A 24,516-nucleotide genomic window follows, 5' to 3' on the forward strand; every position below is an offset into this window, starting at 1 on the left:
TCCCGGGTTTTGATTGCTATTTAATAGATAGCTGTCAATGCAATACTGGTGCTGGCTGAAGGCCGATTTTGCTTGAAACCGGCATCAGCCGGCGGCGATGGCCCGAAGTTCGAGCGGCGTCGCCAGTGTGAACAGGTCGCAGTTGTCCCCCGGTCCGCCCCGGTCCACCACCACGAAGCGTGAAGGCTGGTCGAACACGACCAGCGAGTGGTGCCACACGCCGCGGTGGTAGTTCACGCCCTGCCGGCCGTCGGTGAGGAAGGCGCGCACCGCGCCGGCGGCCGGCGCCTCGCCCGCCGGCGCCACGATCACCAGAAAGGCCTGCCCGTCCAGCGGCACGAAGGCCTGGCTGCCCAGCGGGTGGCGCTCCAGCGCCAGCACCCGCAGCGGCAGCGCGTAGGGGCGGGCGTGGAACAGGCTGATCAAGGGCCGGCCGCCGCCGGCCGCCACGTCCACCCGCGCCAGGTCGTGGAAGCGCTCCGTCATGCCGCCGTTGATGAGGATCGGCGCGTGGCCGCTGCTGTCGATGACGTCGCCGAAGGGGGCGAAAGCCGCGGCCGTGAGCGGCTCGGCGGTCAGGGGCCGGCAGGGCGCCTCGGAAGAGTGGCTCATCGGCGTCGCGGCGGGGCGTCTGGCGAGGACCGGGCCGTCAGTCCCGCGCCGCTGGCGGCAGTTCGCGCGGCCGGCCTTCTTCGTCGATGGCGACGTAGGTCAGCGTGGCCTCGGTCACCTTGATGTAGCGGCCCTGCTTGCGGATGCGCTCGGCGTAGACGCCCACGTTCAGCGTCATCGAGGTGCGGCCGATGCGCTCCATCTTGGCGTAGAGCGACAGGATGTCGCCCACGCGCACCGGCTGCTTGAAGATGAACTGGTTCACCGCCACCGTGGCCATGCGCCCCTGCGCGTGGCGCGCCGCCAGCACCGAGCCGGCCAGGTCCACCTGCGCCATCACCCAGCCGCCGAAGATGTCGCCGTTGGCGTTGGCGTCGGCCGGCATGGGGATCACCTTCATCACCAGGGCGTGGTCCTCGGGCAGCGCCGCCTCCGGGGCCGTGACGGCGTTCAGGTTGGGGGGGCGCATGACGGAGGGCCGCCGGGCGGAGGTGGACATGGGCACAATCCTTGGGAAATATTCTTTCGAAAGAGATTGTCCACGATGCGCGGCGGCGGCGAGCGTTCCCTTCCCCTTCCGGTGCCCCAGGCAGGCGGCGGTCCGCGCTCGGACTGGCGCACGCTCGGGCGCCTGGCGCCCTACCTGTGGCAGTACAAGTGGCGCGTGGCGGCGGCGCTGGCCTTCGTCCTCGGCGCCAAGCTGGCCAACGTCGGCGTGCCGGTGCTGCTCGGGCACCTGGTCGATGCGATGACGCTCAAGCCGGGCGACCCCGCCGCCGTGCTGGTGGTGCCCGCCGGCCTGCTGCTGGCCTACGGCGCGCTGCGCCTGACGACCTCGCTGTTCACCGAGCTGCGCGAGCTGGTGTTCGCCAAGGCCACGCAGGGCGCCTCGCGCCAGATCGCGCTGCAGACCTTCGAGCACCTGCACGCGCTCAGCCTGCGCTTTCACCTGGAGCGCCAGACCGGCGGCATGACGCGCGACATCGAGCGCGGCGTGCGCGGCATCGAGTCGCTGGTGTCGTTCTCGCTGTACTCCATCGTGCCCACGCTGGTCGAGGTGGCGCTGGTGCTGGCCATCCTGGCGTCGCGGTTCGACCCGGCGTTCGCCTGGATCACCGGCGCGGCGCTGCTGGCCTACATCGCCTTCACCGTGACGGTGACCGAGTGGCGCACCCAGTTCCGGCGCCAGGCCAACGAGGCCGATTCGGCCGCGCACGCCCAGGCCATCGACTCGCTGCTGAATTACGAGACCGTCAAGTACTTCAACAACGAGCAATTCGAGGCCCGGCGCTACGGCGAGCGCCTGGACCGCCTGCGCCGCGCGCGGCTGCGCAGCCAGAGCACGCTGTCGATGCTCAACACCGGCCAGCAACTCATCATCGCCGCCGGGTTGCTGGCCATGCTGTGGCGCGCCACGCAGGGCGTGGTGGACGGCCGCCTGACGCTGGGCGACCTGGTGATGGTCAACGCCTTCATGATCCAGCTCTACATCCCGCTCAACTTCCTGGGCGTGGTCTACCGCGAGATCAAGCAGAACCTGACCGACCTGGACCGCATGTTCACGCTGATGGACCGCGAGCGCGAGGTGGCCGACGCGCCGGGCGCCGGGCCGCTGGCCACCCACGGGCCGGTGGACGTGCGCTTCGAGCACGTCGATTTCGCCTACGAGGCGGCGCGGCCCATCCTGCACGACCTGAGCTTCGAGATTCCCGCCGGCCGGACGGTGGCCGTGGTCGGCCCCTCGGGCGCGGGCAAGTCCACGCTCGCGCGGCTGCTGTACCGGTTCTATGACGTCGGCGTTCCCGGCACCGGCGGCGGCGGGCGCATCCTGATCGCCGGCCAGGACATCCGCGGCGTCACCCAGGCCAGCGTGCGCCGCGCCATCGGCATCGTGCCGCAGGACACGGTGCTGTTCAACGACACGGTGGCCTACAACATCCGCTACGGCCGGCCCGAGGCCAACGACGCCGAGGTGGAGCAGGCCGCGCGCGCCGCCCACATCCACGACTTCATCGTGAGCACGCCCAAGGGCTACCAGACCATGGTGGGCGAGCGCGGGCTGAAGCTGTCCGGCGGCGAGAAGCAGCGCGTGGCCATCGCGCGCACGCTGCTGAAGGACCCGCCGGTGCTGATCTTCGACGAGGCCACCAGCGCGCTCGACTCGGCCAACGAGCGCGCCATCCAGGCCGAGATCCGCAGCGCCGCGCGCGGCCGAGCGGCGCTGGTGATCGCGCACCGCCTGTCCACCGTGGTGGACGCGCACGAAATCCTGGTGCTGGAGGCGGGCCGCCTCGTCGAGCGCGGCACCCATCCGCGGTTGCTGGCCGCGCGCGGCCGCTACGCCGAGATGTGGGCGCTGCAGCAGGCGGCCGAGCAGGGCGCCGCCGAGCTGGCGGCGTGACGGCACGGTATTTGCATGGCGTCTTCGGGCATAAGTCACGCTGGCGACTGATTCGCGAGGGTATCCCTGTGGCCTTGGCTTCCTAGAATGGCGTTGCTGAAGTACGTGGGCCGTGCTGGCTCACTGGGGGGGCTCCTCCGCATTATCTGAAAGGATTGACATCATGAAGAAGCAGAAGCAATTGCTGGTTTTGACCGCGCTGTCGCTGGCCACCGGCGCGGCGATGGCGCAAGCCAACGACACGCTGGCCAGGATCAAGTCCAGCGGCGTCGTCAACCTCGGTGTCCGCGATTCGTCCGGTCTGGCCTTCACCATCGGTGGTGGCAAGTACGTGGGCTTCCACACGGAGATGGCCGAGCGCATCATCGACGACCTGAGCAAGCAGGCCGGCAAGCCGCTGAAGATCAACTACCAGGTCATCACCTCGCAGAACCGCGTGCCCTTGGTGCAGAACGGCACCATCGACTTCGAATGCGGCTCCACCACCAACAACGCCGCGCGCCAAAAGGACGTGGCCTTCGCCGTCACCACCTTCGTCGATGAAGTGCGCACCGCCGTCAAGACCAGCTCGGGCATCAAGTCCGTCAACGACCTGAACGGCAAGACCGTCGCCGTGACCACCGGCACCACCAGCGTGCAGCACCTGCGCCGGCACGAGCGCGGCGCCAACATCGACTTCAAGACCGTGCAGGGCAAGGACCACGCCGACAGCTTCTTGCTGCTCGAATCGGGCCGCGCCGACGCCTTCGTGATGGACGGCTCCATCCTGGCGGCCAGCATCTCCAAGGCCAAGAACCCGAAGGACTTCGCCATCGTCGGCGAGGTGCTGTCGGTCGAGCCCATCGCCTGCATGCTGCGCAAGGACGACCCGAAGATGAAGGAAGCGCTGGACAACTCGATCAAGCGCCAGATCAAGGACGGCTCGCTCGCCAAGCTGTACGACAAGTGGTTCATGCAGCCGATTCCGCCCAACAACGTGGCGTTGAACATGCCCCTGAACGAGAGCACCAAGGCGGCCTGGGCCACCCCCAACGACAAGCCGGCGGAAGCCTACAGCTCCAAGCTGCTGGCCAAGTAAGCTTGCCGCGGATGCAACAATAGCCCGTGCGCGCCAGCCCACGGGCTTTTTTACGCAGCACGGACATGAGCGGGAAAGGCGCAAGATGCTGAACATGGATTGGCAGGTGTTCTGCCAGGACACCCTGACGGGGGATGCGGTCGCCGGCTGCCTGGGCAGCGGGCGCGACATCACCTACCTGAACTGGATCTTCACCGCCTGGGGCTGGACGGTGTCGGTCTCGCTCACGGCCTTGCTGATCGCGCTGCTGGTGGGCTCGCTGATCGGCGTCATCCGCACCCTGCCCGACAGCCCCTGGCTGGTGCGCCTGGGCAACGCCTGGGTGGAGATGTTCCGCAACGTCCCGCTTCTGGTGCAGATCTTCCTTTGGTACCACGTGATGCCGACCCTCGTTCCACCGATGCGCGACCTGCCGCCCTTCGTGCTGGTGGTGCTGGCGCTGGGCTTCTTCACTTCCGCGCGCATCGCCGAGCAGGTGCGCGCCGGCATCCAGGCCCTGCCCAAGGGGCAGCGCTACGCCGGCATGGCGATGGGCTTCACCACGTTCCAGTACTACCGCTACGTGCTGCTGCCCATGGCGTACCGCATCATCATCCCGCCGCTGACCAGCGAATCGATGAACATCTTCAAGAACTCGTCGGTCGCGTTCGCGGTGTCGATCCCCGAGCTGACGCAGTACGCCATGCAGGTGGGCGAGGAAACCTCCCGTCCCATCGAGATCTACCTGGCGGTGACGGTGCTCTACGTGATCTCGGCGCTGGTCATCAACCGCATCATGGCCTTCGTCGAGAAGCGCGCGCGGGTACCGGGTTTCGTCGTCGCGGGCACGGGCGGAGGGCATTGAGATGAACCTGATGAACCTCGACTTCTCGCTGCTCAACTGGGATCTGATCCAGGGCTTCATCCTCAAGGGCCTGTACTTCAGCGTCGTGCTCACCTTCGTCGCCACGCTGGGCGGCATCTTCTTCGGCACCCTCCTGGCGCTGATGCGGCTGTCGGGCAAGAAGTGGCTCGACTTGCCGGCGGCGATCTACGTCAACGGCATGCGCAGCATTCCGCTGGTGATGGTGATCCTGTGGTTCTTCCTGCTGGTGCCGTTCATGATCGGGCGGCCGGTCGGCGCCGAGTATTCGGCCATCGTCACCTTCGTCGCGTTCGAGGCGGCGTACTTCAGCGAGATCATGCGCGCCGGCATCCAGTCCATCCCGCGCGGGCAGGTCTATGCCGGCCAGGCGATGGGCATGACCTACGGCCAGAACATGAAGCTGGTGATCTTGCCGCAGGCCTTCCGCAACATGCTGCCGGTGCTGCTGACGCAGACCATCATCCTGTTCCAGGACACCTCGCTCGTCTACGCCATCGGTGCCTACGACCTGCTCAAGGGCTTCGAGACGGCGGGCAAGAACTACGGCCGCCCGATCGAGATGTACCTGCTGGCGGCCGTGCTGTACTTCATCATCTGCTACGCGCTGTCGTATTTCGTCAAGCGTCTGCACAAGAAAATCGCCATCATTCGATAAGGAGCCCGCCATGTCCGACGCCATGATTCAAGTAAAGAACGTCTCCAAGTGGTATGGCCCGGTGCAGGTGCTCAACGAGTGCTCGGTCAACATCGACAAGGGCGACGTGGTGGTCGTCTGCGGCCCCTCCGGCTCCGGCAAGTCCACCCTCATCAAGACCGTCAATGCCCTGGAGCCGATCCAGAAGGGCGACATCGTCGTCAACGGCATCTCGCTGACCGACCCCAAGACCGACCTGCCCAAGCTGCGCAGCAAGGTCGGCATGGTTTTCCAGCACTTCGAGCTGTTTCCGCACCTGTCGGTGACCGAGAACCTGACCATCGCGCAGATCAAGGTGCTTGGCCGCGGCGCCGACGAGGCCAAGGCGCGCGGGCTGAAGATGCTCGACCGCGTGGGCCTGATGGCGCACAAGGACAAGTTTCCCGGCCAGCTCTCGGGCGGCCAGCAGCAGCGCGTGGCGATCGCGCGCGCGCTCAGCATGGACCCGATCGTGATGCTGTTCGACGAGCCCACCTCGGCGCTCGACCCGGAGATGGTGGGCGAGGTGCTGGACGTGATGGTGGGGCTGGCCAAGGAGGGCATGACCATGATGGTGGTCACGCACGAGATGGGCTTCGCGCGCAAGGTCGCCAACCGCGTGATCTTCATCGACGTCGGCGGCAAGATCCTGGAGGACTGCAGCAAGGACGAGTTCTTCGGCCACCCCGAGAACCGCCAGCCACGCACCAAGGATTTCCTCAACAAGATCCTGCAACACTAAACCACTCGGCCACGAGGAAAGCCCCGCATCGCGGGGCTTTCCTCATTGGGGCGAGTCGCCTCTTGCCGTTGTTTCGTGCCGTTATTTCTTGCGCGCCGCGATCGCCTTCTCGGCCATGTTCACCAGGTCTGTGCCGATCTGGCCCTTCCACTTGTCGTAGGTGGGGCGGGTGGCCTGGATGAAGGCGTCGCGCTCGGCCGGGCTGAGCTGGGTGATGGTCACGCCCTGGCCGGCGATGTCCTTGAGTAGCGGCTGGCCCGGCTCGATCAGGCCCTTGCGGGCGATGGCGATCTGCTCCTTGCCGGCTTCCACGGCGGCCTGGCGCACGGCCTCGCGGTCGGCGGGGGTCCAGGCGTTCCACACGTCCTTGTTGACCACGAACACCAGCGGGTCGGCCACGTAGCCCCACAGGGTCAGGTACTTCTGGCCCACGGTGTGCAGCTTGGCGGCGGTGAAGATGCTCATGGGGTTCTCCTGCCCGTCGACCGCGCCGCTGGCCAAGGCCGGCTGCGCGTCGGCCCAGCTCATCTGCGTGGGGTTGGCGCCCAGCGCGGTGAAGGTGTCCAGGAACAGCGGCGAGCCGACGACGCGGATCTTCAGGCCCTTCAGGTCGGCGGGCGTCCTGACGACGTGCTTGGAGTTGCTCAGCTGGAGAACTCGCGCGTCTGGTCGCCCTGGATCAGCGACACGCCGGGGTAGAGCTTGATGTTGATGCGGCCGCCCGTCTTCTCGCGCACCTTGTTGGCCCAGATCTCGCCGCCCTTGCCCCAGGGGAAGGCGGTGCCCACGACCAGGGACATGCGGTATTCGGACTTGTAGTTCTGCGCGCTGGCGGGCAGGGCGGCGCCGAGCGAGAGCGCGGCGGCGGCACAGGCCAGCGTCAGCAGGGTACGGCGTGGCTTCATGGCAGGGTCTCCTTGGTTTTAACTATGAAAAATATAGCTGTTGACGTAATGTTGATGGGGGCTGAAGGCCGATTTGACTTGAAAACATCAATACCCCAGCACGCGCGGCAGCCACAGCGCCAACTGGGGCCAGATGATGACGGCCACCATCACCAGCCCCATGGCCAGCAGCATCGGGCCGACCCAGCGCACGGTCTGCTCCATGCGCACGCCGGCGATGCGGCACGACACCATCAGGTTCACCGCCAGCGGCGGCGTGAACTGGCCCAGCGCCACCTTCAGCGTCAGCAGCACGCCGAACCAGACCGGGTCCCAGTCGTAGTGCTGCACGATCGGCCACAGCAGCGGCACGAAGATGAGGAAGATCGACACGCCGTCGAGGAACATGCCCACCGTGATCAGCAGCAGGATCAGCAGCGTCAGCACGCCGTACTCGCCCAGGCCGGAGTGGACGATGGCGGTGGTGATCGGGTCGATCACGCCCAGCGTGGACAGCGAGAAGGCGAAGATGCCCGCCAGCGACACCACCAGCAGGATCACCGCCGACAGCTCGCCCGACTCCTTGAGGATGGGGAACAGGTCGCGCACCGTCATCGAGCGGTGCACCACCATGCCCACGAACAGGCCGTAGAACACCGCCACCACCGCCGCCTCGGTCGGCGTGAACCAGCCCGCGCGCATGCCGCCCAGGATCAGCACCGGGGCGAACAGGCCCCAGACCGCGTCGCGCAAGCTCTGGCCCAGCGGCGGGCGCGGCAGCGCCGATTCGAGCTGGCCCATGCCGTGCTTGCGCGCCATCCACACCGCCGGCACGATCAGCGCCAGCCCGGCCAGCACGCCCGGCACCATGCCGGCGGCGAACAGCGCCGGCACCGAAGCGCCTGGCACCAGCACCGAATAGACGATGAAGGCCACCGAGGGCGGGATCAGGATGTCGGTGGCCGCCGCCGCGCCCACCACGCTGGCCGAGTACGAGGCCGGGTAGCCGGCGCGCGCCATGGCCGCGATCATCACGCTGCCCACCGCCGCCGCGTTGGCCGGACCGGAGCCGGAGATGCCGCCCAGGAACATCGCCACCACGATCGTCACCAACGGCAGCATGCCCGGCCCCCGGCCCACCAGCGCGATGGCGAAGTTCACCAGCCGCAGCGCCACGCCCGAGCGGTCGAAGATCGAGCCCACCAGCACGAACATCGGGATCGCCAGCAGCGGGTACTTGCCCAGGCCGGCGTAGAAGTTCTGCGGCACGGCCAGCAGGCCGAACCACTGCGTGTCGGCATTGGCCAGCGCGATCGCCGCCGCGCCCGCCAGGCCCAGCGCCGCGCCAATGGGTACGCCCAGCAGCATCATGGCGATGAAGACGGCAAAGAGCAGCGTGGCGATCACGGCGCCCGCTCCTCGGCCCGTACCTCGGGCGAGGTGGGCGCCTTGGGGTCGTCGCCCGCCGCGCGGCCGCGGCGCAGCATCAGGCCCAGGGCGCGCAGGGTGATGGCGGCGGAGATGATGGGCAGCCAGATCGAATACCACCACTGCGGCACGCCGATGCCGGGCGAGGTCTCGCCGTACTGCACGTCGTCCCACACCAGGCGCACCGACAGCACCGCGATCAGCCCGAACAGCAGCGCCACCATGGCCGCGCCGAAGGTGGCCAGCGCGCGCTGGCGCCGGGGCGTGCCGCCGTCGGCGAAGAACTCGATGCGGATGTGCCGGTTGCGCGCCACGGCGGCCGAACCGGCGACCATGGCCAGCACGATCATCAGGAACACCGACACCTCTTCCGTCCAGGCGAACGAGGCGCTGGTGAAGTAGCGCACCAGCACGTTGGCGAAGGTGATCAGCGCCAGCAGCGCCATGATGACCACCGTCAGCCAGTCTTCGATGGCCAGCGGCACGCGCGGCTGGGCCACGGCAGGGGCGGGGCGCAAAGGCGCCGGGCGCGCGTCGGCGACGGTCGCGCCGCGGCGCGTGGGCTGTGGGGGCAGGGGCATGAGAGACGGGCGACGGGGCCAAAAAAAAGGCGGCTGCAGTGGCCGCGAACCGTGCGCATCTTAAAGCCGCAGGCACAGCCGCCACCGGGGCGCGACCGGCGCCGTGCGCGCGTGCCCGCGCGGGCTGCGCGTCCTTTTGCTTCGCCACTGCATTGGATGGCCCCCGCAGTGGCCTTGTCTGCCAGCCCCCAACGCTCCGGCCGGCAGCACCTGACTGGCAACACGTCGCCCGACGGAATCGCCCAGGGCCGTTACACCTACACTAAACTGCAATTTGTTCACAGTTTTCACAGTCGTCACAGAATCAAAACCCATAGTTACAGGTGCCCCACCCATGTCCCTGATGTCCCTCTTTCGCCAGCGCCTCGCGCGCGGCGCCTCATTTGTCGCGCTCGGCCTGGCCGCTGCGTCGTTCTCGCTTGCAGCCCAGGCCAATGTGGCGGTGTACGGCGCGGAACTCGCCACTTGGAATGACGATGTGGTGAGCAAGATCACTGCGGCCAGCGGTGGCAGCCTGGGTGCCGTGGTCAGCCACGTGCTGTGCAATGGAGACGACCCCTGCGAGCCCACGCCCACGCTGGCCCAGTTGCAGGCCTACAGCGCGGTGCTGGTGTATTCCGACCTTGACTATGCCGATCCCGTGGCCCTGGGCGATGTGCTGGCCGACTACGTGGATGCGGGCGGCACGGTGGTGATGGCTTTTAGTTCGTTTTATAACGGCGACTTCGCGATTCAAGGCCGCCTGGTCAGCGGCGGCTACCTGCCCCTGACGACGGGTGGTGCCAATTTGCACGGCAGCCCTCAAAGCCTGGTGCCCGTGGTGACCGGCCACCCTTTGCTGCAAGGCGTGGGCGGCTTCAACGGCGGCATCAGCTTTCGCAACGCCGTCAGCCTGACCGCGGGCGCCACGCTGGTGGCAAATTGGAGCGACGCGGCCCCAACCCCGCTGATTGCCGTCAAGGGCAACGTGGTGGCGCTCAACTTCTTTCCGCCGTCGTTCGACGCCCGCGACGACCTCTGGGACGTCGGCACCGACGGTGGACGCATCATGGCCAACGCGCTGGCGTGGAGCCTGCTGATTTCCCCCAACAACCTGTCGGCGGGCCAGCAAGGCACGGCCTACACGCCGGTCACCTTCAGCGTGGCGGGCGGCGGAGTGGCGCCTTTCACCTGGTCGGCCACCGGGCTGCCCGCCGGGATGAGCCTGTCGCCGGCTGGCGAGCTTTCCGGCACGCCCACGGCTTACGGCACGTTCACGGTGCAGGTCAGCGTGCAGGACAGTTCGGCCACGCCCCTGCGCCGGACGATGCCCATCCCCCTGTTGGTCAATCCGGCGCCAGTGGCCGCGCCCACGCCCGTGCCCACGCTGGGCGAATGGGCGCTGGGCCTGCTGGCGCTGCTGCTGGCGGCGCTGGGCGTACGCGCCAGTGCGCTGCGGCGCGCCTGAAGCGCGCAGGGGTGCGGCGCGCTGCGCGAAAATCTGGCGATGACCGCACCGCACACCCTCACCTTCACCCGCCCCGACGACTGGCATCTGCACGTGCGCGACGGCGCCGCCCTGGCCGCCGTGGTGCCGCACACGGCGGCGCGGTTCGGGCGCGCCATCATCATGCCCAACCTCAAGCCGCCGGTGACCACGGCGGCGCAGGCGCTGGCCTACAAGGGCGCATCCTGCAGGCCGTGCCGGAGGGCGCGGCCTTCGAGCCGCTGATGACGCTGTACCTGACCGACAACACGCCGCCCGGCGAGATCGCCCGCGCGGCGGCGGCCGGCGTGGTCGCCCTCAAGCTGTACCCGGCCGGCGCCACCACCAACAGCGATGCCGGCGTGACCGACGTGCGCAAGACCTACGCCGCGCTGGAGGCGATGCAGCAGCACGGCCTGAAACTGCTGGTGCACGGCGAGGTGACCGACGCCGACATCGACCTGTTCGACCGCGAGGCCGTGTTCATCGACCGCGTGCTGCAGCCGCTGCGGCGCGACTTCCCCGGGTTGAAGATCGTCTTCGAGCACATCACCACGCGCGAGGCCGCGCAGTACGTCGCCGAGGCCGGCCCGCACACCGCCGCCACCCTCACCGCGCACCACCTGCTGTACAACCGCAACGCCATCTTCCAGGGCGGCATCCGGCCGCACTACTACTGCCTGCCCGTGCTCAAGCGCGAGGTGCACCGCCAGGCGCTGGTGCACGCGGCCACCAGCGGCAGCCCGCGCTTCTTCCTGGGCACCGACAGCGCGCCGCACCCGGCGCAGCTCAAGGAGCACGCCAGCGGCTGCGCCGGCTGCTACACCGCCCACGCCGCGCTGGAGCTGTACGCCGCCGCCTTCGAGGCCGCCGGCGCGCTGGACCGGCTGGAAGGCTTCGCCAGCTTCCACGGCCCCGACTTCTACGGCCTGCCGCGCAACGCCGGCACCGTGACGCTGCGGCGCGAGGGCTGGACGCCGCCCGAGAGCTACCCCTTCGGCGAGGCCCGGCTGAAAGCCCTGGCGGGCGGCGAGCCGCTGGCCTGGAGGCTGGCTGCATGAGCACTGCACGCGCGCGGCCGGAGCCGCTCACGCCCTCCAGGCACGGCGCCTCGCCGATGAGAAGGCCGCTGATCAGCGGCCCTTGGTGGTGCGCCCGCGGGGCGCGGGCCGCCCCGACGCCGGGGCGGCGATCTGGTGCTCGAATTCCTCCCACAGCGCATCGCGCCGCGCCAGCGCCTCGGACACGCTCTTGCGGCGCAACTGCGCCACGGCCGACACCAGCGCGTTGCACAGGAAGAACGCGGCCGTGTACGAGTGGAAGGGCGAGGCGTTCGAGGTGCGCACCTGCAGCCAGTGGTGGGCCAGCGGCACCAGCGGCGAGGCGGGGCCGTCGGTGATGGCCAGCACCTGGCCGCCCGCCTCGCGAAAGCGCCGCGCCACCTGCACCGTGCCGCGCGCGTAGCGGCTCACGCTGAAGGCGAGCAGCACATCCCCGGGCCGCACCCACAGCAGTTGGTCCGCGGGGGAGACGGCGCCCGCGTCGAGCTCCTGCACGCCGGGGCGGCACATGTTGAGGTGCAGCGCGAGCCAGGCCGACACGGGGGCGCTGTTGATCTGCGCCAGCACGTAGACGCGCCCGCCCCCCGCCTGCGCCAGCCGCCGCGCCATGGCCTCGAAGGCCGCCATGTCCAGCTCTCCGCGCGTGGCCTGGATGTTGTGCTGGTCGTGCAGCAGCGCATCGTCCACGCACTCGCGCAGGCTGCGCTGCGCGCCGAGGGTCGCGGGCGCGCGCTCGGCGGCGGTCTGCAGCAGCGCCGTGACCTCGCCGCGCGCCTCGCGCTGGGCCTCGGCGTAGCTGGCGTAGCCCAGCTTGGCGAACAGGCGCACCACCGTGGAGGGGCTGGTGCCCGTGCGCGTCGCGAGGGCGGTGGCGGATTCGAGCAACGCGTGCGGGTAGTCGCGCCCCAGCGCGAGCGCCAGCGCCTGCTCGCTGGCCGTGAGGCCCGCGCCCTGGCGGGTCAGGCGTTCGGGCAGCAGGGCCTCGGTGTTCTGCAATGATGATTTCATCGAGGTATGTTTCGTGCAAAATGTATTGCAAACCCGGAATCGACGTGCAACACTGCGCCCATTTCCACCGTCACGAGCCCTTGGCGACCATGCAGGATACCCTTGAAGAAAGCCGCGCGCGGCAGCGCGCCCGACTGCTCGACTGGCTGGCTGGCCAGCAGCAGGCCATGCAGGACTTGCTGCAGAAAGTGGTCGACATCGACAGCGGCAGCCGCGACGAAGCCGGCGTGACGGCCGTGGCCCAGGTGCTGGGCGAGCGGCTGCGGGCCGCCGGCGTGGCCGTGCGCTTCGAGTCCGTGCCGGGCTACGGTGTGCTGCTGCATGCCGAGGTGCCGGGCCCTGCCGAGGGCGCGCCGATCCTGCTCATGGGCCACATGGACACCGTCTACCCGGCGGGCACCGAGGCGCGGCGCCCCTTCCGCGTGGAGGACGGGCGCGCCCACGGCCCGGGCGTGGCCGACATGAAGTCGGGCCTGGTGCTCAACGTGTTCGTGGCCGAGGCCTTCGCGCGCTGCGGCGGCCTGCGGGCGCCGCTGCGGCTGTTTTTCTCGTGCGACGAGGAGATCGGCTCGCCGGCCACGCGCGAGCGCATCATGGAGGTGGCGCGCGGCGCGCGCGCCGTGTTCAACGCCGAGCCGGGCCGCGTGAGTGGCAACCTGGTGACGAGCCGCAAGGGCTCGATGGCCGTGGAGTTCGAGGTCGAGGGCGTGGCCGCGCACGCGGGCATCAACCACGCGGCCGGCGCCAGCGCCCTCGAGGCGCTGGCGCGCAAGCTGCTCGCGCTGCATGCGCTCACCGACCCCGCCACGGGCGTGACCACCAACGTGGGCGTGGTGCACGGCGGCATCGTGCCCAACATGGTGGCGCCGCACGCCAAGGCCGAACTCGACGTGCGCTACACCGCCGGTACCGACCCCGACGCGCTGCTCGAACGCATCCGAGCCATCATCGAGGAGGAGTCGCTGCCGCGCACGAGCGGCCGCATCACCGAATCGCGCCGCACGCTCCCCATGGCGCCCACGCCCGACGCGCTGCTCGCGCTGTACCGGCGCGGCGCCCAGTCGCTGGGTTTCGACGTGCAGGGCGAGTTCACGGGCGGCGCGGCCGACAGCGGCCTCACCGCCTCGGTCGGCGCGCCCACGCTGTGCGCCACCGGCCCCGTGGGTGGGCACCCCCACACCGACCGCGAGTATTGCGAACTGTCTACCTTCGTGCCGCGCGCGCAGGCCGTCGCCCTGGCCGTGTTCGACCATCCCTGATTTTCCGCATCCATGAAAGACGTGACCATGCACCCTCCATCCTCCACACGCCGCCAACTCCTGGGCGCCGGCCTGGGGCTGGGCCTGACCGGCCTGGCTCCCCTGGCCGCGCAGGCCGACGAGAAATACCCCTCGCGCCCGATCACGCTCGTCGTGCCGTTTCCGCCAGGCGGTTCGGTGGACATCATGGCGCGCCAGTACTCGGAGCCGCTGGCGCGCGCCCTGGGCGTGCCCATCGTGGTCGAGAACCGCCCCGGCGCGGGCGGCTCGGTCGCCTCGCTGAGCGTGGCGCGGGCCAAGCCCGACGGCTACACGCTCGTTGCGTCGTCCCAGAGCAGCCACCTGGCCAACCCGCTCACCCAGCCCAAGGTGGGCTACGACCCGGTCAAGGACTTCGAGAACATCACCATCCTGGGCCGGCTGCCCAATGCGCTGGTGGTGCATGCCAGCCTGCCGATCAGGAATGTGCAGGAGTTCATCGACTACGCCAAGAAGAACCCCGGCAAGCTCAACTACGGCAGCGGCGGCACCGGCAGCATGGGCCAGCTCAACGTGGAAATGTTCAAGGCCGTCACCGGCGTGCAGACCACCCACATCCCCTACCGCGGCGGCTCGCCGCTGATCACCGCGGTGCTGGCCAACGAGGTGCAGTTCATCCTCGACAACCTGGTCATCATGCTGCCGCACGTCCAGGCCGGCAAGGTGCGCGCGCTGGCCGTGGCCTCCGAGCAGCGCCTGCCCCAACTGCCTGACGTGCCCACGCTGGCCGAGGTCGGCTATCCGCAGCTCAACCTGAGCTCGTGGACCGGCCTGGCCGCGCCTGGCGGGACGCCCGCGCCCATCGTGCAGACGCTGTACAAGGCCGTGCGCCAGGCCGCGACCTCGCCCGCCCTGGTGGCCAGCCTCAACGAGCGCGGCGTGATCCCGCCCGAGGAGATGCCGCCCGCCGCGTTCGAGAAGATGATGGCCGAGCGCTTGGCCCGGTTCGGCGAGGTGGTGCGCAAGGCGGGCATCACGGCCGAGTGATCCGCGCCAGCGCCCCTGGCGAAGGCCCTGCACCGCAGGGCCTTCTTCATGATGAAATCGGCCAAAGCCCGCGCCAATAAAGCGCCAAAAGCTATAAATATAGAAGCAATCCTGCAAATGGGACAATGGCGCCCATGACCGTTGCGCCCGCCGCCCTCACCTTCACCCGCCCCGACGACTGGCATCTGCACGTGCGCGACGGCGCCGCCCTGGCCGCCGTGGTGCCGCACACGGCGGCGCGGTTCGGGCGCGCCATCATCATGCCCAACCTCAAGCCGCCGGTGACCACGGCGGCGCAGGCGCTGGCCTACAAGGAGCGCATCCTGCAGGCCGTGCCGGAGGGCGCGGCCTTCGAGCCGCTGATGACGCTGTACCTGACCGACAACACGCCGCCCGGCGAGATCGCCCGCGCGGCGGCGGCCGGCGTGGTCGCCCTCAAGCTGTACCCGGCCGGCGCCACCACCAACAGCGATGCCGGCGTGACCGACGTGCGCAAGACCTACGCCGCGCTGGAGGCGATGCAGCAGCACGGCCTGAAACTGCTGGTGCACGGCGAGGTGACCGACGCCGACATCGACCTGTTCGACCGCGAGGCCGTGTTCATCGACCGCGTGCTGCAGCCGCTGCGGCGCGACTTCCCCGGGTTGAAGATCGTCTTCGAGCACATCACCACGCGCGAGGCCGCGCAGTACGTCGCCGAGGCCGGCCCGCACACCGCCGCCACCCTCACCGCGCACCACCTGCTGTACAACCGCAACGCCATCTTCCAGGGCGGCATCCGGCCGCACTACTACTGCCTGCCCGTGCTCAAGCGCGAGGTGCACCGCCAGGCGCTGGTGCACGCGGCCACCAGCGGCAGCCCGCGCTTCTTCCTGGGCACCGACAGCGCGCCGCACCCGGCGCAGCTCAGGAGCACGCCAGCGGCTGCGCCGGCTGCTACACCGCCCACGCCGCGCTGGAGCTGTACGCCGCCGCTTTCGAAGCCGCCGGCGCGCTGGACCGGCTGGAAGGCTTCGCCAGCTTCCACGGCCCCGACTTCTACGGCCTGCCGCGCAACGCCGGCACCGTGACGCTGCGGCGCGAGGGCTGGACGCCGCCCGAGAGCTATCCCTTCGGCGAGGCCCGGCTGAAAGCCCTGGCGGGCGGCGAGCCGCTGGCCTGGAGGCTGGCTGCATGAGCACTGCACGCGCGCGGCCGGAGCCGCTGATCGCCCTGCTCATCGACGCGGACAACTCGCCCGCGTCCAAGATCGACCTGATCCTGACCGAGCTGTCCACCTTCGGCGTCACCCACGTGCGGCGCGCCTACGGCAACTGGAAGAAGAACGAGCTGAAGGGCTGGGAGGAGCAGCTGCACGAGCACGCGATCCGCCCCATGCAGCAGTTCGACTACTCCAAGGGCAAGAACGCCAGCGACATGGCCATGGTCATCGACGCGCTGGAGCTGCTCTACACCGACCGGCCCGACGCCTTCGGCATCGTGTCGTCCGACGCCGACTTCACGCCGCTGGTGATGCACCTGCGCGCCAAGGGCGCCGCCGTCTACGGCTTCGGCGCGCGCAAGACGCCGGAGCCGTTCGTCAACGCGTGCTCGCGCTTCCTGTTCCTCGACCAGCCCGAGGCCGCGGCCGAATCGGCGGGAGCGTCGTCGCTGCGCGTGCCGACGGACCGGCTGCGGCAGGACGCCAAGCTCGTCACGCTGCTGCGCAACGCCGTGCAGGCCGCGGCCGGCGAGGACGGCTGGGCGCGCGTCAACGCCGTCGGCCAGCAGATCGCCAACCAGGCGTCCTTCGACCCCCGCAACCACGGCTACGCCTCGCTGACCAAGCTGCTCACGGCCACCCAGTTGTTCGAGATGGCGAGCGAGGGCACGTCCCAGGTGTCGGTGCGCGATAAGCGGAGCGCGGGCACCAGGGGCGCCTAGGCGCTCACGGCGCGGCGGGAATCCCGGGAGAACGGCATGGCGGACGCAAGCGGTGGTTCCGATCTGGTCCAGGTGGTGACCCTGCTGGGCGCCGCCGTGGTGGCGGTGCCGCTGTTCAAGCGCATCGGCCTGGGCTCGGTGCTGGGCTACCTGGCGGCGGGGCTGGTGGTGGGGCCGTTCGGGCTGAAGCTGGTGGCCGAGCCGCAGACCATCCTGCACGTGGCCGAGCTGGGCGTGGTGATGTTCCTGTTCATCATCGGGCTGGAGATGAAGCCCTCGCACCTGTGGGCGATGCGGCGGCAGATCTTCGGCCTGGGCAGCCTGCAGGTGCTGGTGTGCGCCGCGCTGCTGACGCTGGTGGGCGTGGTCGGCTTCGGCACGCCGTGGGCGGTGGCCTTCGTCGCCGGCATGGGCTTCGTGCTCACCTCCACCGCCATCGTCATGCAGTTGCTGTCCGAGCGCGGGGACATCGCCGCGCCGCGCGGCCAGCGCGTGGTGGCGATCCTGCTGCTGGAGGACCTGCTGATCGTGCCCCTGCTCGCCCTGGTGGCCTTCCTGGCGCCGCACGGCGCCGAGGCGCGGCCGGTCGGCGGGCTGTGGGGCCAGATCGGGCTGGCCGCCGCGGCGCTGGCGGCGCTGGTGGCCGCCGGCCTGTGGCTGCTGAACCCGCTGTTCGGCCTGCTGGCGCGGGCCAAGGCGCGCGAGGTGATGACCGCCGCCGCGCTGCTGGTGGTGCTGGGCGCGGCGCTGCTGATGGAGCTGGGCGGGCTGTCGATGGCCATGGGCGCCTTCCTGGCCGGCGTGCTGCTGTCGGAGTCCAACTTCCGCCACCAGCTCGAAGCCGACGTGGAGCCCTTCCGCGGCCTGCTGCTGGGCCTGTTCTTCCTCGGCGTGGGCATGGCGCTGGACCTGGACGTGGTGCGCGCGCAGTGGCCGCTGGTGCTGGCCGGCGTGCTGTCGCTGATGCTGACCAAGGCGCTGTGCATCTACGCCGTGGCGCGGCTGGCCCGGAGCTCGCACGCCGACGCGCTGGACCGTGCCGTCATCATGGCGCAGGGCGGCGAATTCGCCTTCGTGCTCTACAACGCGGCGCAGTCGCAGGGCGTGATCAGCGGACAGGTCAACGCCCTCATGACGGCGGTGGTGGTGGTGTCCATGGCGCTGACCCCGCTGGCCGTGATGCTGCACCGGCGGCTGGCGCGCGCGCCGGCCCTGTCGCTGGACGGCGTGGAGGCGGTGCACGACTCCTGCGGCAGCGTGCTCATCATCGGCTTCGGGCGCTTCGGGCAGCTCGTCAGCCAGGGGCCGCTGGCGCGCGGGGCGGACATCACCATCATCGACGCCGACCCCGAAACCGTGCGCGACGCCAGCCGCTACGGCTTCAAGGTCTACTACGGCGACGGCACGCGGCCCGAGGTGCTGCACGCCGCCGGCGCGCACCAGGCGCGGGTGGTCGTCTCCGCCATCGACGACCGGCCCGCCGCCACGCGCATCGCCGAGATCGTCAAGGCCGAGTTTCCGCAGGCGCGCCTGCTGGTGCGCGCCTTCGACCGCGAGCACGCGCGCGACCTGGTCAAGGCCGACGCCGACGTGGTGGTGCGCGAGGTGTTCGAGTCGTCCCTGCTGCTGGGCGGCGAGGCGCTCAAGGCCCTGGGCGCCAGCGACGAGGAGGCGGGCGAGATCATGGACGACATCCGCCGCCGCGATGCCGAGCGCTTCGCGCTGGAGGTGGCGGGCGACCGCTTCGCCGGGCGCTCGCTGGTGTACTTCAACCAGCCCGCGCCGCCCGCCGATGACGCCCGCTAGCGCGGCCGTGCCCGAGTGGCGCGCCGCCTGGTTCGCGCCCTGGCGCGCCGAGGCCCAGGCGCTGCTGGCCCGGCGGTCGACCGGCCTGCCGGCGCACGAGGCCGCCAATGCGCTGGCGTGGGCGCCGGTGCGCTTCGTGCCGCAGGCCGCGCTGCCGGCGGGCGAGCCCTACGAGCGCTTCATCTTCGACACCGGCCAGGTGCCCATGCGCGAGGGTTGGCACGACTTCTTCAACGCGCTGGTGTGGATGCGCCTGCCGCGCGCCAAGCGCCGGCTGAACGCCCTGCAGGCGGCCGAGATCGCGCGCGACGGGGTGCGCGCCACGCGCGGGCCGGTGCGCGACGCGGCCACGGTGTTCGACGAGAACGCGGTGCTGCTGCACGCGCCGGACGCGCTGTGGCAGGCCCTGGCCGCGCGCCGCTGGGGCGAGCTGTTCGGCCCGCTGCGTCCGCTGTGGGGCCAGGCGCGGCTGCTGGTGTTCGGCCATGCCGCGCTGGAGAAGCTGGTGGCGCCCTACAAGTCCATCACCGGCCACGCCTGGCGCGTGGCGCCGCCGTTCGACGCGGCGGGCGACCTGCGGGCGCTCGACGACTGGCTGGCGCGCGACCTCACGCCCGAGCGGCTGGCCGCCAAGCCCTTCGTGCCGCTGCCGCTGCTGGGTGTGCCGGGCTGGTGGCCGGGTAACGAGGCGCCGGCGTTCTACGACGACGCGCGGGTGTTCCGTCACGTGCGGCCGCCGCGCTGATTTGAATGAGAAAAGCCTGAAACCCTCGTGGATATTGATAATTAAGCTATCAATAAGGTAGTAACCTAAGGCGCGAAGGGAACACGCGGCATTGAATTTGCTCCAACCGCCCCTACCATTCGCGCCAGAGCCGCCACGCCGGCGGGCGCCCCTGCGGAAAAAAAGGAACCCATGAAACGCATCCTGCTCTTCGTCCTGACCAACATCGCCGTGATGGTGGTGGTGGGCATCGTCACCAGCCTGTTCGGGCTGGGCCGCTACACCGGCACCAACACCGGGCAGCTCATGATCTTCTCGCTGATCGTGGGCTTCAGCGGCTCCATCATCTCGCTGCTGCTCAGCAAGACCATGGCCAAGATGAGCATGGGCGTGCACATCATCGACCAGCCGCGCAACCAGGATGAGGCGTGGATCGTGGACACCGTGCGCAAGTTCGCCGACAAGGCCGGCATCGGCATGCCCGACGTCGGCATCTACGAGGGCGAGCCCAACGCCTTCGCCACCGGCGCGTTCAAGAATTCAGCCCTGGTGGCCGTCTCCACCGGCCTGCTGCGCGGCATGACGCGCGAGGAGGTCGAGGCCGTCATTGGCCACGAGGTGGCCCACGTGGCCAACGGCGACATGGTGACCATGGCCCTGATCCAGGGCGTGATGAACACCTTCGTGGTGTTCGCCAGCCGCGTTATCGGCTCGCTGGTGGACGGCTTCCTGCGGCGCGGCAGCGACAGCTCGGGCCCCGGCATCGGCTACTACGTGACCACCATCGTGCTGGACATCCTGTTCGGCTTCCTGGCCGGCATCGTGGTGGCCTGGTTCTCGCGCCAGCGCGAGTTCCGCGCCGACCGCGGCGCGGCCCAGTTCATGGGCCAGCCGCGCTCCATGATCAACGCCCTGGCGCGCCTGGGCGGCCTGCACGCCGACGGTGCCGACATGCCCAAGAACCTGGCCGCCATGGGCATCGCCGGCAGCATCGGCAAGCTGTTCGCCACCCACCCGCCGATGGAGGAGCGCATCGCGGCGCTGAAGGCCTACCAGGGCTGATCCACAAGTAGAATCAGGTTCCAGCCGGCGCGGATAGTACGCCGGAAGCTATCAAAACCGCAGCGCCGCGCAGGGCCGCGGTTTTTCTTTGCCGGCGCTTCAGGTGGCCGGTGTTCGCGCGGCCCGCGCCTGCTGCAGGCTGCGCCTCACCTCGTCCAGCGGGATGCCGTACATCTCGGCGAATTCGGGCTCGCCGCGCCCGCTGGCCTCGAAGGCGCGCAGCAGCGCCTCGCGCTTGGCGGCCTGCGCGGCCAGGGTGATGAGCGCTTCATCGACCACGGCATTGGCGCTGGCGTCGCGCGAGCGCACCCGCGCCGCGTAGTCGTGGTGCGGCAGGCCCGACGCCTCGATGGCGCGGGCGACGCGCGCCACCAGTTGCGCGTTCAGCCCGGCTTGCGCGTCGGCGGGGGTGCGCGGGTGGCGGCGGCGGTGCAGTTCCAGGATGGCGTGGTGCACGTGCTCGGGCGCCACCGGCGCCACGGCGTTGCCGTCGAGATCGTGGCGCGGGTGGCCGGCGGCCACGCTCTCCAGGTAGCGGGTGGAGCGGGCGTGCTGGCCCATCGCCAGCTTCAGCTCCTCGGGCGAGAAGTCCTCGGGGTGTCGCGCCAGCAGGTCCTCGTAGACGCCCAGCTTGAGCGGCACGAAGCGGGCGCCGAAGAGCCGGGGGTAGAGCGCGAACAGGCGCTCCAGCACCGGGCTGGGTTTGCGCGGCGGGCGCGCGCCGGGTTGGGGCGGCGGGGCAACCCGTGCGTCGGGGCTCGTTTTGGCGCCGCCGCGGCGGCGCCGGCGTGGGGCGGCGGGCGGCCGCGCATCGGTGGCGGTGTTGGGTTGGGTGGTATCGGTCATGTGCGATGTTGACTTGTCTGCGCTGGAAAAAGGGGTTCAGTGGCCCAGCAAGCTCTGCGCCACGGCTTCGCCCACCTTGATGCCGTCGATGCCGGCCGAGAGGATGCCGCCGGCGTAGCCCGCGCCCTCGCCGGCGGGGTACAGGCCGCGCACGTTCAGGCTCTGCAGGTCCTCGCCGCGCTGGATGTGGACGGGCGAGGAGGTGCGCGTCTCCACGCCGGTCATCATGGCGTCGGGCAGGTCGTAGCCCCGGAGCTTGCGGCCGAAGGCGGGAATGGCTTCGCGCAGGGCGGCGGTGGCCCAGGCGGGCAGGGCGGCGTGCAGGTCGGCGGGGGTCACGCCGGGCTGGTAGGAGGGGATGACCTCGCCCAGCGCGGTGGATGGGCGCTGGGCCAGGAAGTCCTGCACGCGCTGCGCCGGCGCGCGGTAGCCACCGCCGCCCAGCGCGTAGGCGCCGGCTTCCAACTGCCGCTGCAGCACGATGCCGCCCAGCGGGTGCGCGGCGCCGCCTTGCAGCGACTCGGCGCCGTGGGTGGCGCCCAGCATGGCTTCGAAGGCGGCGGCGTCGCGTGGGAAGTCGGCCGGGGTGATGCCCACCACCAGGCCGGCGTTGGCGTTGCGCTCGTTGCGCGAATACTGGCTCATGCCGTTGGTGACCACGCGGCCGGGCTCGCTGGTGGCGGCCACCACGGTGCCGCCGGGGCACATGCAGAAGCTGTACACCGTGCGCCCGCCGCCAGCGTGGTGCGTCAGCCGGTATTCGGCCGCGCCCAGCAGCGGGTGGCCGGCGTGGCGACCCCAGCGGGCGCGGTCGATCAGCCCCTGCGGGTGCTCGATGCGCACGCCGATGGAAAACGGCTTGGCCTGCATCGCCACGCCGCGCGCGTGCAACAGGGCGAAGGCGTCGCGCGCGCTGTGGCCCAGCGCCAGCACAGCGTGGCGGGCGGGCAACTCGCGCACCTCGCCGTTCTGAAGGTTTTCGACCTTCAGCCCGCGCAGGACTTGCGCCTCTTGCTCCTGTTCTAATAGCAAATCGATCGCGCGGTGCTGGAAGCGGACCTCGCCGCCCAGGGCAATGATCTGCGCGCGCAGGTTCTCCACCACCTTCACCAGCTTGAAGGTGCCGACGTGCGGGTGCGCGACCCAGAGGATGTCCTCCGGCGCGCCGGCCTGGGCGAACTCGGCCATCACCTTGCGGCCCAGGTGGCGCGGGTCGCGCACCTGGCTGTAGAGCTTGCCGTCGGAGAACAAGCCCGCGCCGCCCTCGCCGAACTGCACGTTGCTCTCCGGGTCGAGCTGGCCGCGCCGCCACAGGCCCCAGGTGTCCTGCGTGCGCTCGCGCACCGGCTTGCCGCGCTCCAGCACGATGGGCTTCAGGCCCATCTGCGCCAGCACCAGGGCGGCGAAGATGCCGCAGGGGCCGAAGCCCACCACCACCGGCCGCTCGCCCTGCCAGCCGGCGGGCGCTGCCACGGGCGGGCGCCAGGCCAGGTCGGGCGTGGGCTGCACGTGCGGGTCGTCCCCGAAGCGCGCCAGCAGCGCGGTGGCGGCGCCGGGGTCGGCCAGTTCGACGTCCACGATGTACACGGCCAGCAGCTCGGCCTTGCGCGCGTCAAAGCTGCGCTTGAAGACGGCGAGGCGCGCGATGGCGCCTTCGGGCAGCCCCAGCCTGTGCGCGGCGGCGGCGGCGAGCGGCGCCTGCGGGGCGTCGGCCTGCGCCAGCGGCAGGCGGAGTTCGGCGATGCGGATCATGGCTTGTGGTCATCAAGCAAAGGGCTGGTGATGATACGCAAGGCCGGCCCGCGCCCCGCGGCGGGCGGCGCGCTCCCCGCCGATGCGGCAAGTTCGATGTCCCTCAACCGCGCCCCCCGAAAATTAGGGCGATCGTCCTAGTTTTCAGTGGATTCTGGTTTTCCAGCCCTAGGATTTGTGCGGGAAGATCAACCCATCGCACAACGCGAACCCTCAACTCAATCCACAGGAGAAATTGACCATGACCACCCAAGCCGTTTCCGCCATCGAGAACCTGGCCAACACCGCCATCCGCACGGTGGAGTCGTACAACACCGCCAACAAGACGCTGGTCGGCGCCTACCGCACGGGCGTGCAGCGCCTGCTGAACGGCGCAGCCACGCGCTACGGCGCCTACCTGGAGCAGGCCAAGCTGCCGGTGCTGAACGAGCAGATCCGCACCCAGCTGATCGACGCGCAGAAGAAGTTCAATGGCTTCCTGATCCAGCGTGCCGAGGCCGACACCAAGAACGTGATCGCCGTCATCGACCGCATCGCCGTGGCCAGCACCAGCGGCATCGACGCGGCCACCAGCCGCCTCGAGAAGATCGATTCGCCGGCCGCGCAGGCGTTCATCAACGGCGTCAGCAAGCTGCAACTGCCGATCGCCCAACTGTCCGCCCAGGTGGCTGAGCAGTACGTGGTCGGCGCCAAGCGCGTCGAGGCCCGCGTGAATGGCCAGGAAGAGGTCGCCGCCGAGACCCGTCCGGCCCGCCGCGCCCGCAAGGCGGACTGACACGCAGGCGACGCCGCGCCGCGAGGGGGAGCGCCCAGTTCCCCTATCCTCGGCCCCGATGCAGGAGTCACGCATGGCAAGCAAAGCCGAATCGTCCAGCCCGCCGGCGCGCAAGGCCGCCCGTCCCCGGAAAACCGCGGGCGGCGGCACGCCCGCCAGCGTGTGCGTCAAGGCGGCCGAGACGCCGGCGGCCCACGCCGCCGAAGAGCTGCTGCGCGCGGGCCTGAAGGCCTTCAAGCTGGACAACCTGATGGGGCTGGTGCCGCCCAAGAAGTCCGCGCGCGGCGACGCCGGCGTGCCGGGCCTGGGGTTTTCGGGCCTCGAAGGCTTCGGCTTTCGCAAGTTTGAAGACGTGTTCGACCAGCGCGTGGCCGGTGCCCTGCAGCGCCTGGGCTGGCCGGGCGCGCAAGAAATGCAGGTCCTGCAGGCCGAGATCGAGCGCCTGCGGGCTGAAGTGGACCAGTTGCGCGCCTCGCGCCGCAAACCGCCGGCGCCGGCGCCCGCCGCGCGCGGCGGGCGGTCGGGACGCTGAATCGATGACCCGG

General features: G+C 70.1%; 21 protein-coding genes and 3 pseudogenes. 16 read left to right on the top strand and 8 right to left on the bottom strand.

The features are described from left to right. Positions 1–84 precede the first annotated feature (84 nt). The gene (locus tag IPG65_RS00675; RefSeq protein WP_293187379.1) at positions 85–612 is read right to left on the bottom strand and encodes an ureidoglycolate lyase; all 528 of its coding nucleotides are present in this window, start codon (positions 610–612) and stop codon (positions 85–87) included. Between the two features lie 37 nt (positions 613–649). Continuing rightward, the gene (locus IPG65_RS00680) at positions 650–1,012 is read right to left on the bottom strand and encodes an acyl-CoA thioesterase (RefSeq protein ID WP_293187915.1); all 363 of its coding nucleotides are present in this window, start codon (positions 1,010–1,012) and stop codon (positions 650–652) included. 144 nt (positions 1,013–1,156) lie between these two features. Here IPG65_RS00680 and IPG65_RS00685 point away from each other — a divergent pair, with 144 nt between their 5' ends. The 5 genes from IPG65_RS00685 (at position 1,157) to IPG65_RS00705 (ending at position 6,371) form a co-directional block, all read left to right on the top strand. After that, positions 1,157–3,013: an ABC transporter ATP-binding protein/permease gene (locus IPG65_RS00685; RefSeq protein WP_293187916.1), complete on the top strand. Its 1,857-nt coding sequence runs from the start codon at positions 1,157–1,159 to the stop codon at positions 3,011–3,013. Between the two features lie 163 nt (positions 3,014–3,176). After that, positions 3,177–4,091, top strand: coding sequence for a transporter substrate-binding domain-containing protein (locus IPG65_RS00690; RefSeq protein WP_293187380.1), 915 nt, complete (start codon positions 3,177–3,179; stop codon positions 4,089–4,091). Between the two features lie 88 nt (positions 4,092–4,179). After that, positions 4,180–4,935 carry an amino acid ABC transporter permease gene (locus tag IPG65_RS00695; protein ID WP_293187917.1) on the top strand — a complete coding sequence of 252 codons (756 nt, stop codon included), beginning with the start codon at positions 4,180–4,182 and terminating at the stop codon, positions 4,933–4,935. A 1-nt stretch (position 4,936) separates the two neighbouring features. After that, positions 4,937–5,611, top strand: a complete 675-nt coding sequence (locus IPG65_RS00700; RefSeq protein WP_293187381.1) for an amino acid ABC transporter permease — start codon at positions 4,937–4,939, stop codon at positions 5,609–5,611. A gap of 22 nt (positions 5,612–5,633) precedes the next feature. Beyond that, a complete protein-coding gene (locus IPG65_RS00705) occupies positions 5,634–6,371 on the top strand; it encodes an amino acid ABC transporter ATP-binding protein (protein ID WP_293187918.1) in 738 nt (245 codons plus the stop codon). Between the two features lie 81 nt (positions 6,372–6,452). Here IPG65_RS00705 and dctP read toward each other — a convergent pair. From dctP to IPG65_RS00720, 3 genes and pseudogenes are all read right to left on the bottom strand, one after another. Continuing rightward, positions 6,453–7,276: pseudogene (dctP, locus tag IPG65_RS00710) on the bottom strand (TRAP transporter substrate-binding protein DctP). A gap of 87 nt (positions 7,277–7,363) precedes the next feature. Beyond that, positions 7,364–8,662, bottom strand: coding sequence for a TRAP transporter large permease (locus IPG65_RS00715; RefSeq protein WP_293187382.1), 1,299 nt, complete (start codon positions 8,660–8,662; stop codon positions 7,364–7,366). Continuing rightward, positions 8,659–9,264 (bottom strand): TRAP transporter small permease, encoded by a 606-nt coding sequence (locus IPG65_RS00720; RefSeq protein ID WP_293187383.1) that lies wholly within the window; start codon positions 9,262–9,264, stop codon positions 8,659–8,661. Before IPG65_RS00720 ends, IPG65_RS00715 begins: the two co-directional genes overlap by 4 nt. Before the next feature lie 334 nt (positions 9,265–9,598). Here IPG65_RS00720 and IPG65_RS00725 point away from each other — a divergent pair, with 334 nt between their 5' ends. Next, positions 9,599–10,711, top strand: a complete 1,113-nt coding sequence (locus IPG65_RS00725) for an Ig domain-containing protein (RefSeq protein WP_293187384.1) — start codon at positions 9,599–9,601, stop codon at positions 10,709–10,711. A gap of 39 nt (positions 10,712–10,750) precedes the next feature. After that, positions 10,751–11,790, top strand: a pseudogene (gene pyrC / locus IPG65_RS00730) (dihydroorotase). Positions 11,791–11,862: 72 nt separating this feature from the next. Here pyrC (IPG65_RS00730) and IPG65_RS00735 read toward each other — a convergent pair. Further along, positions 11,863–12,798, bottom strand: a complete 936-nt coding sequence (locus IPG65_RS00735; protein ID WP_293187385.1) for a MurR/RpiR family transcriptional regulator — start codon at positions 12,796–12,798, stop codon at positions 11,863–11,865. A gap of 89 nt (positions 12,799–12,887) precedes the next feature. Between IPG65_RS00735 and IPG65_RS00740 the strand changes: the two genes are divergently transcribed. The 7 genes and pseudogenes from IPG65_RS00740 (at position 12,888) to htpX (ending at position 20,598) form a co-directional block, all read left to right on the top strand. After that, entirely contained in the window at positions 12,888–14,057 is a 1,170-nt protein-coding gene (locus tag IPG65_RS00740; RefSeq protein WP_293187386.1) for a M20 family metallopeptidase, read from the top strand. Positions 14,058–14,069: 12 nt separating this feature from the next. Then, a complete protein-coding gene (locus IPG65_RS00745; RefSeq protein ID WP_293187387.1) occupies positions 14,070–15,083 on the top strand; it encodes a tripartite tricarboxylate transporter substrate binding protein in 1,014 nt (337 codons plus the stop codon). A 134-nt stretch (positions 15,084–15,217) separates the two neighbouring features. Beyond that, positions 15,218–16,260: pseudogene (gene pyrC / locus IPG65_RS00750) on the top strand (dihydroorotase). After that, on the top strand, positions 16,257–17,006 hold the full coding sequence (locus IPG65_RS00755) for an NYN domain-containing protein (RefSeq protein WP_293187388.1): 750 nt from the start codon (positions 16,257–16,259) through the stop codon (positions 17,004–17,006). The pseudogene pyrC (IPG65_RS00750) and the gene IPG65_RS00755 overlap by 4 nt, the downstream one beginning before the upstream one ends. A gap of 36 nt (positions 17,007–17,042) precedes the next feature. Further along, entirely contained in the window at positions 17,043–18,812 is a 1,770-nt protein-coding gene (locus IPG65_RS00760) for a monovalent cation:proton antiporter-2 (CPA2) family protein (RefSeq protein ID WP_293187390.1), read from the top strand. Further along, positions 18,799–19,557 carry a DUF3025 domain-containing protein gene (locus IPG65_RS00765; RefSeq protein ID WP_293187392.1) on the top strand — a complete coding sequence of 253 codons (759 nt, stop codon included), beginning with the start codon at positions 18,799–18,801 and terminating at the stop codon, positions 19,555–19,557. Before IPG65_RS00760 ends, IPG65_RS00765 begins: the two co-directional genes overlap by 14 nt. Before the next feature lie 171 nt (positions 19,558–19,728). Then, on the top strand, positions 19,729–20,598 hold the full coding sequence (htpX, locus tag IPG65_RS00770) for a protease HtpX (RefSeq protein ID WP_293187394.1): 870 nt from the start codon (positions 19,729–19,731) through the stop codon (positions 20,596–20,598). A 99-nt stretch (positions 20,599–20,697) separates the two neighbouring features. Here the strand turns inward: htpX and IPG65_RS00775 are convergent, their stop codons facing one another. Both IPG65_RS00775 and IPG65_RS00780 read right to left on the bottom strand, forming a co-directional pair. Beyond that, the gene (locus IPG65_RS00775) at positions 20,698–21,444 is read right to left on the bottom strand and encodes a ProQ/FINO family protein (protein WP_293187396.1); all 747 of its coding nucleotides are present in this window, start codon (positions 21,442–21,444) and stop codon (positions 20,698–20,700) included. Between the two features lie 36 nt (positions 21,445–21,480). Next, on the bottom strand, positions 21,481–23,196 hold the full coding sequence (locus IPG65_RS00780) for an NAD(P)/FAD-dependent oxidoreductase (protein WP_293187398.1): 1,716 nt from the start codon (positions 23,194–23,196) through the stop codon (positions 21,481–21,483). 241 nt (positions 23,197–23,437) lie between these two features. On the opposite strand from IPG65_RS00780, the gene IPG65_RS00785 reads away from it, so the two are divergent. Next, positions 23,438–23,971, top strand: coding sequence for a hypothetical protein (locus tag IPG65_RS00785; RefSeq protein WP_293187400.1), 534 nt, complete (start codon positions 23,438–23,440; stop codon positions 23,969–23,971). 73 nt (positions 23,972–24,044) lie between these two features. Further along, a complete protein-coding gene (locus IPG65_RS00790) occupies positions 24,045–24,503 on the top strand; it encodes a phasin family protein (RefSeq protein ID WP_293187401.1) in 459 nt (152 codons plus the stop codon). The last annotated feature ends 13 nt before the right edge of the window (positions 24,504–24,516 follow it).

The organism is Ottowia sp. (assembly GCF_016703145.1).
In the GTDB taxonomy this organism is placed as follows: Bacteria; Pseudomonadota; Gammaproteobacteria; order Burkholderiales; family Burkholderiaceae_C; genus Ottowia.

Excerpts from the sequence above, each read along its gene's own strand:
- IPG65_RS00675 (WP_293187379.1), bottom strand. The coding sequence starts at position 612 with ATGAGCCACTCTTCCGAGGCGCCCTGCCGGCCCCTGACCGCCGAGCCG.
- IPG65_RS00680 (WP_293187915.1), bottom strand. The coding sequence starts at position 1,012 with ATGAAGGTGATCCCCATGCCGGCCGACGCCAACGCCAACGGCGACATC.
- IPG65_RS00685 (WP_293187916.1), top strand. The coding sequence starts at position 1,157 with ATGCGCGGCGGCGGCGAGCGTTCCCTTCCCCTTCCGGTGCCCCAGGCA.
- IPG65_RS00690 (WP_293187380.1), top strand. The coding sequence starts at position 3,177 with ATGAAGAAGCAGAAGCAATTGCTGGTTTTGACCGCGCTGTCGCTGGCC.
- IPG65_RS00700 (WP_293187381.1), top strand. The coding sequence starts at position 4,937 with ATGAACCTGATGAACCTCGACTTCTCGCTGCTCAACTGGGATCTGATC.
- IPG65_RS00705 (WP_293187918.1), top strand. The coding sequence starts at position 5,634 with ATGATTCAAGTAAAGAACGTCTCCAAGTGGTATGGCCCGGTGCAGGTG.
- IPG65_RS00720 (WP_293187383.1), bottom strand. The coding sequence starts at position 9,264 with ATGCCCCTGCCCCCACAGCCCACGCGCCGCGGCGCGACCGTCGCCGAC.
- IPG65_RS00725 (WP_293187384.1), top strand. The coding sequence starts at position 9,599 with ATGTCCCTGATGTCCCTCTTTCGCCAGCGCCTCGCGCGCGGCGCCTCA.
- IPG65_RS00735 (WP_293187385.1), bottom strand. The coding sequence starts at position 12,798 with ATGAAATCATCATTGCAGAACACCGAGGCCCTGCTGCCCGAACGCCTG.
- IPG65_RS00740 (WP_293187386.1), top strand. The coding sequence starts at position 12,888 with ATGCAGGATACCCTTGAAGAAAGCCGCGCGCGGCAGCGCGCCCGACTG.
- IPG65_RS00745 (WP_293187387.1), top strand. The coding sequence starts at position 14,070 with ATGAAAGACGTGACCATGCACCCTCCATCCTCCACACGCCGCCAACTC.
- IPG65_RS00755 (WP_293187388.1), top strand. The coding sequence starts at position 16,257 with ATGAGCACTGCACGCGCGCGGCCGGAGCCGCTGATCGCCCTGCTCATC.
- IPG65_RS00760 (WP_293187390.1), top strand. The coding sequence starts at position 17,043 with ATGGCGGACGCAAGCGGTGGTTCCGATCTGGTCCAGGTGGTGACCCTG.
- IPG65_RS00765 (WP_293187392.1), top strand. The coding sequence starts at position 18,799 with ATGACGCCCGCTAGCGCGGCCGTGCCCGAGTGGCGCGCCGCCTGGTTC.
- htpX (WP_293187394.1), top strand. The coding sequence starts at position 19,729 with ATGAAACGCATCCTGCTCTTCGTCCTGACCAACATCGCCGTGATGGTG.
- IPG65_RS00775 (WP_293187396.1), bottom strand. The coding sequence starts at position 21,444 with ATGACCGATACCACCCAACCCAACACCGCCACCGATGCGCGGCCGCCC.
- IPG65_RS00780 (WP_293187398.1), bottom strand. The coding sequence starts at position 23,196 with ATGATCCGCATCGCCGAACTCCGCCTGCCGCTGGCGCAGGCCGACGCC.
- IPG65_RS00785 (WP_293187400.1), top strand. The coding sequence starts at position 23,438 with ATGACCACCCAAGCCGTTTCCGCCATCGAGAACCTGGCCAACACCGCC.
- IPG65_RS00790 (WP_293187401.1), top strand. The coding sequence starts at position 24,045 with ATGGCAAGCAAAGCCGAATCGTCCAGCCCGCCGGCGCGCAAGGCCGCC.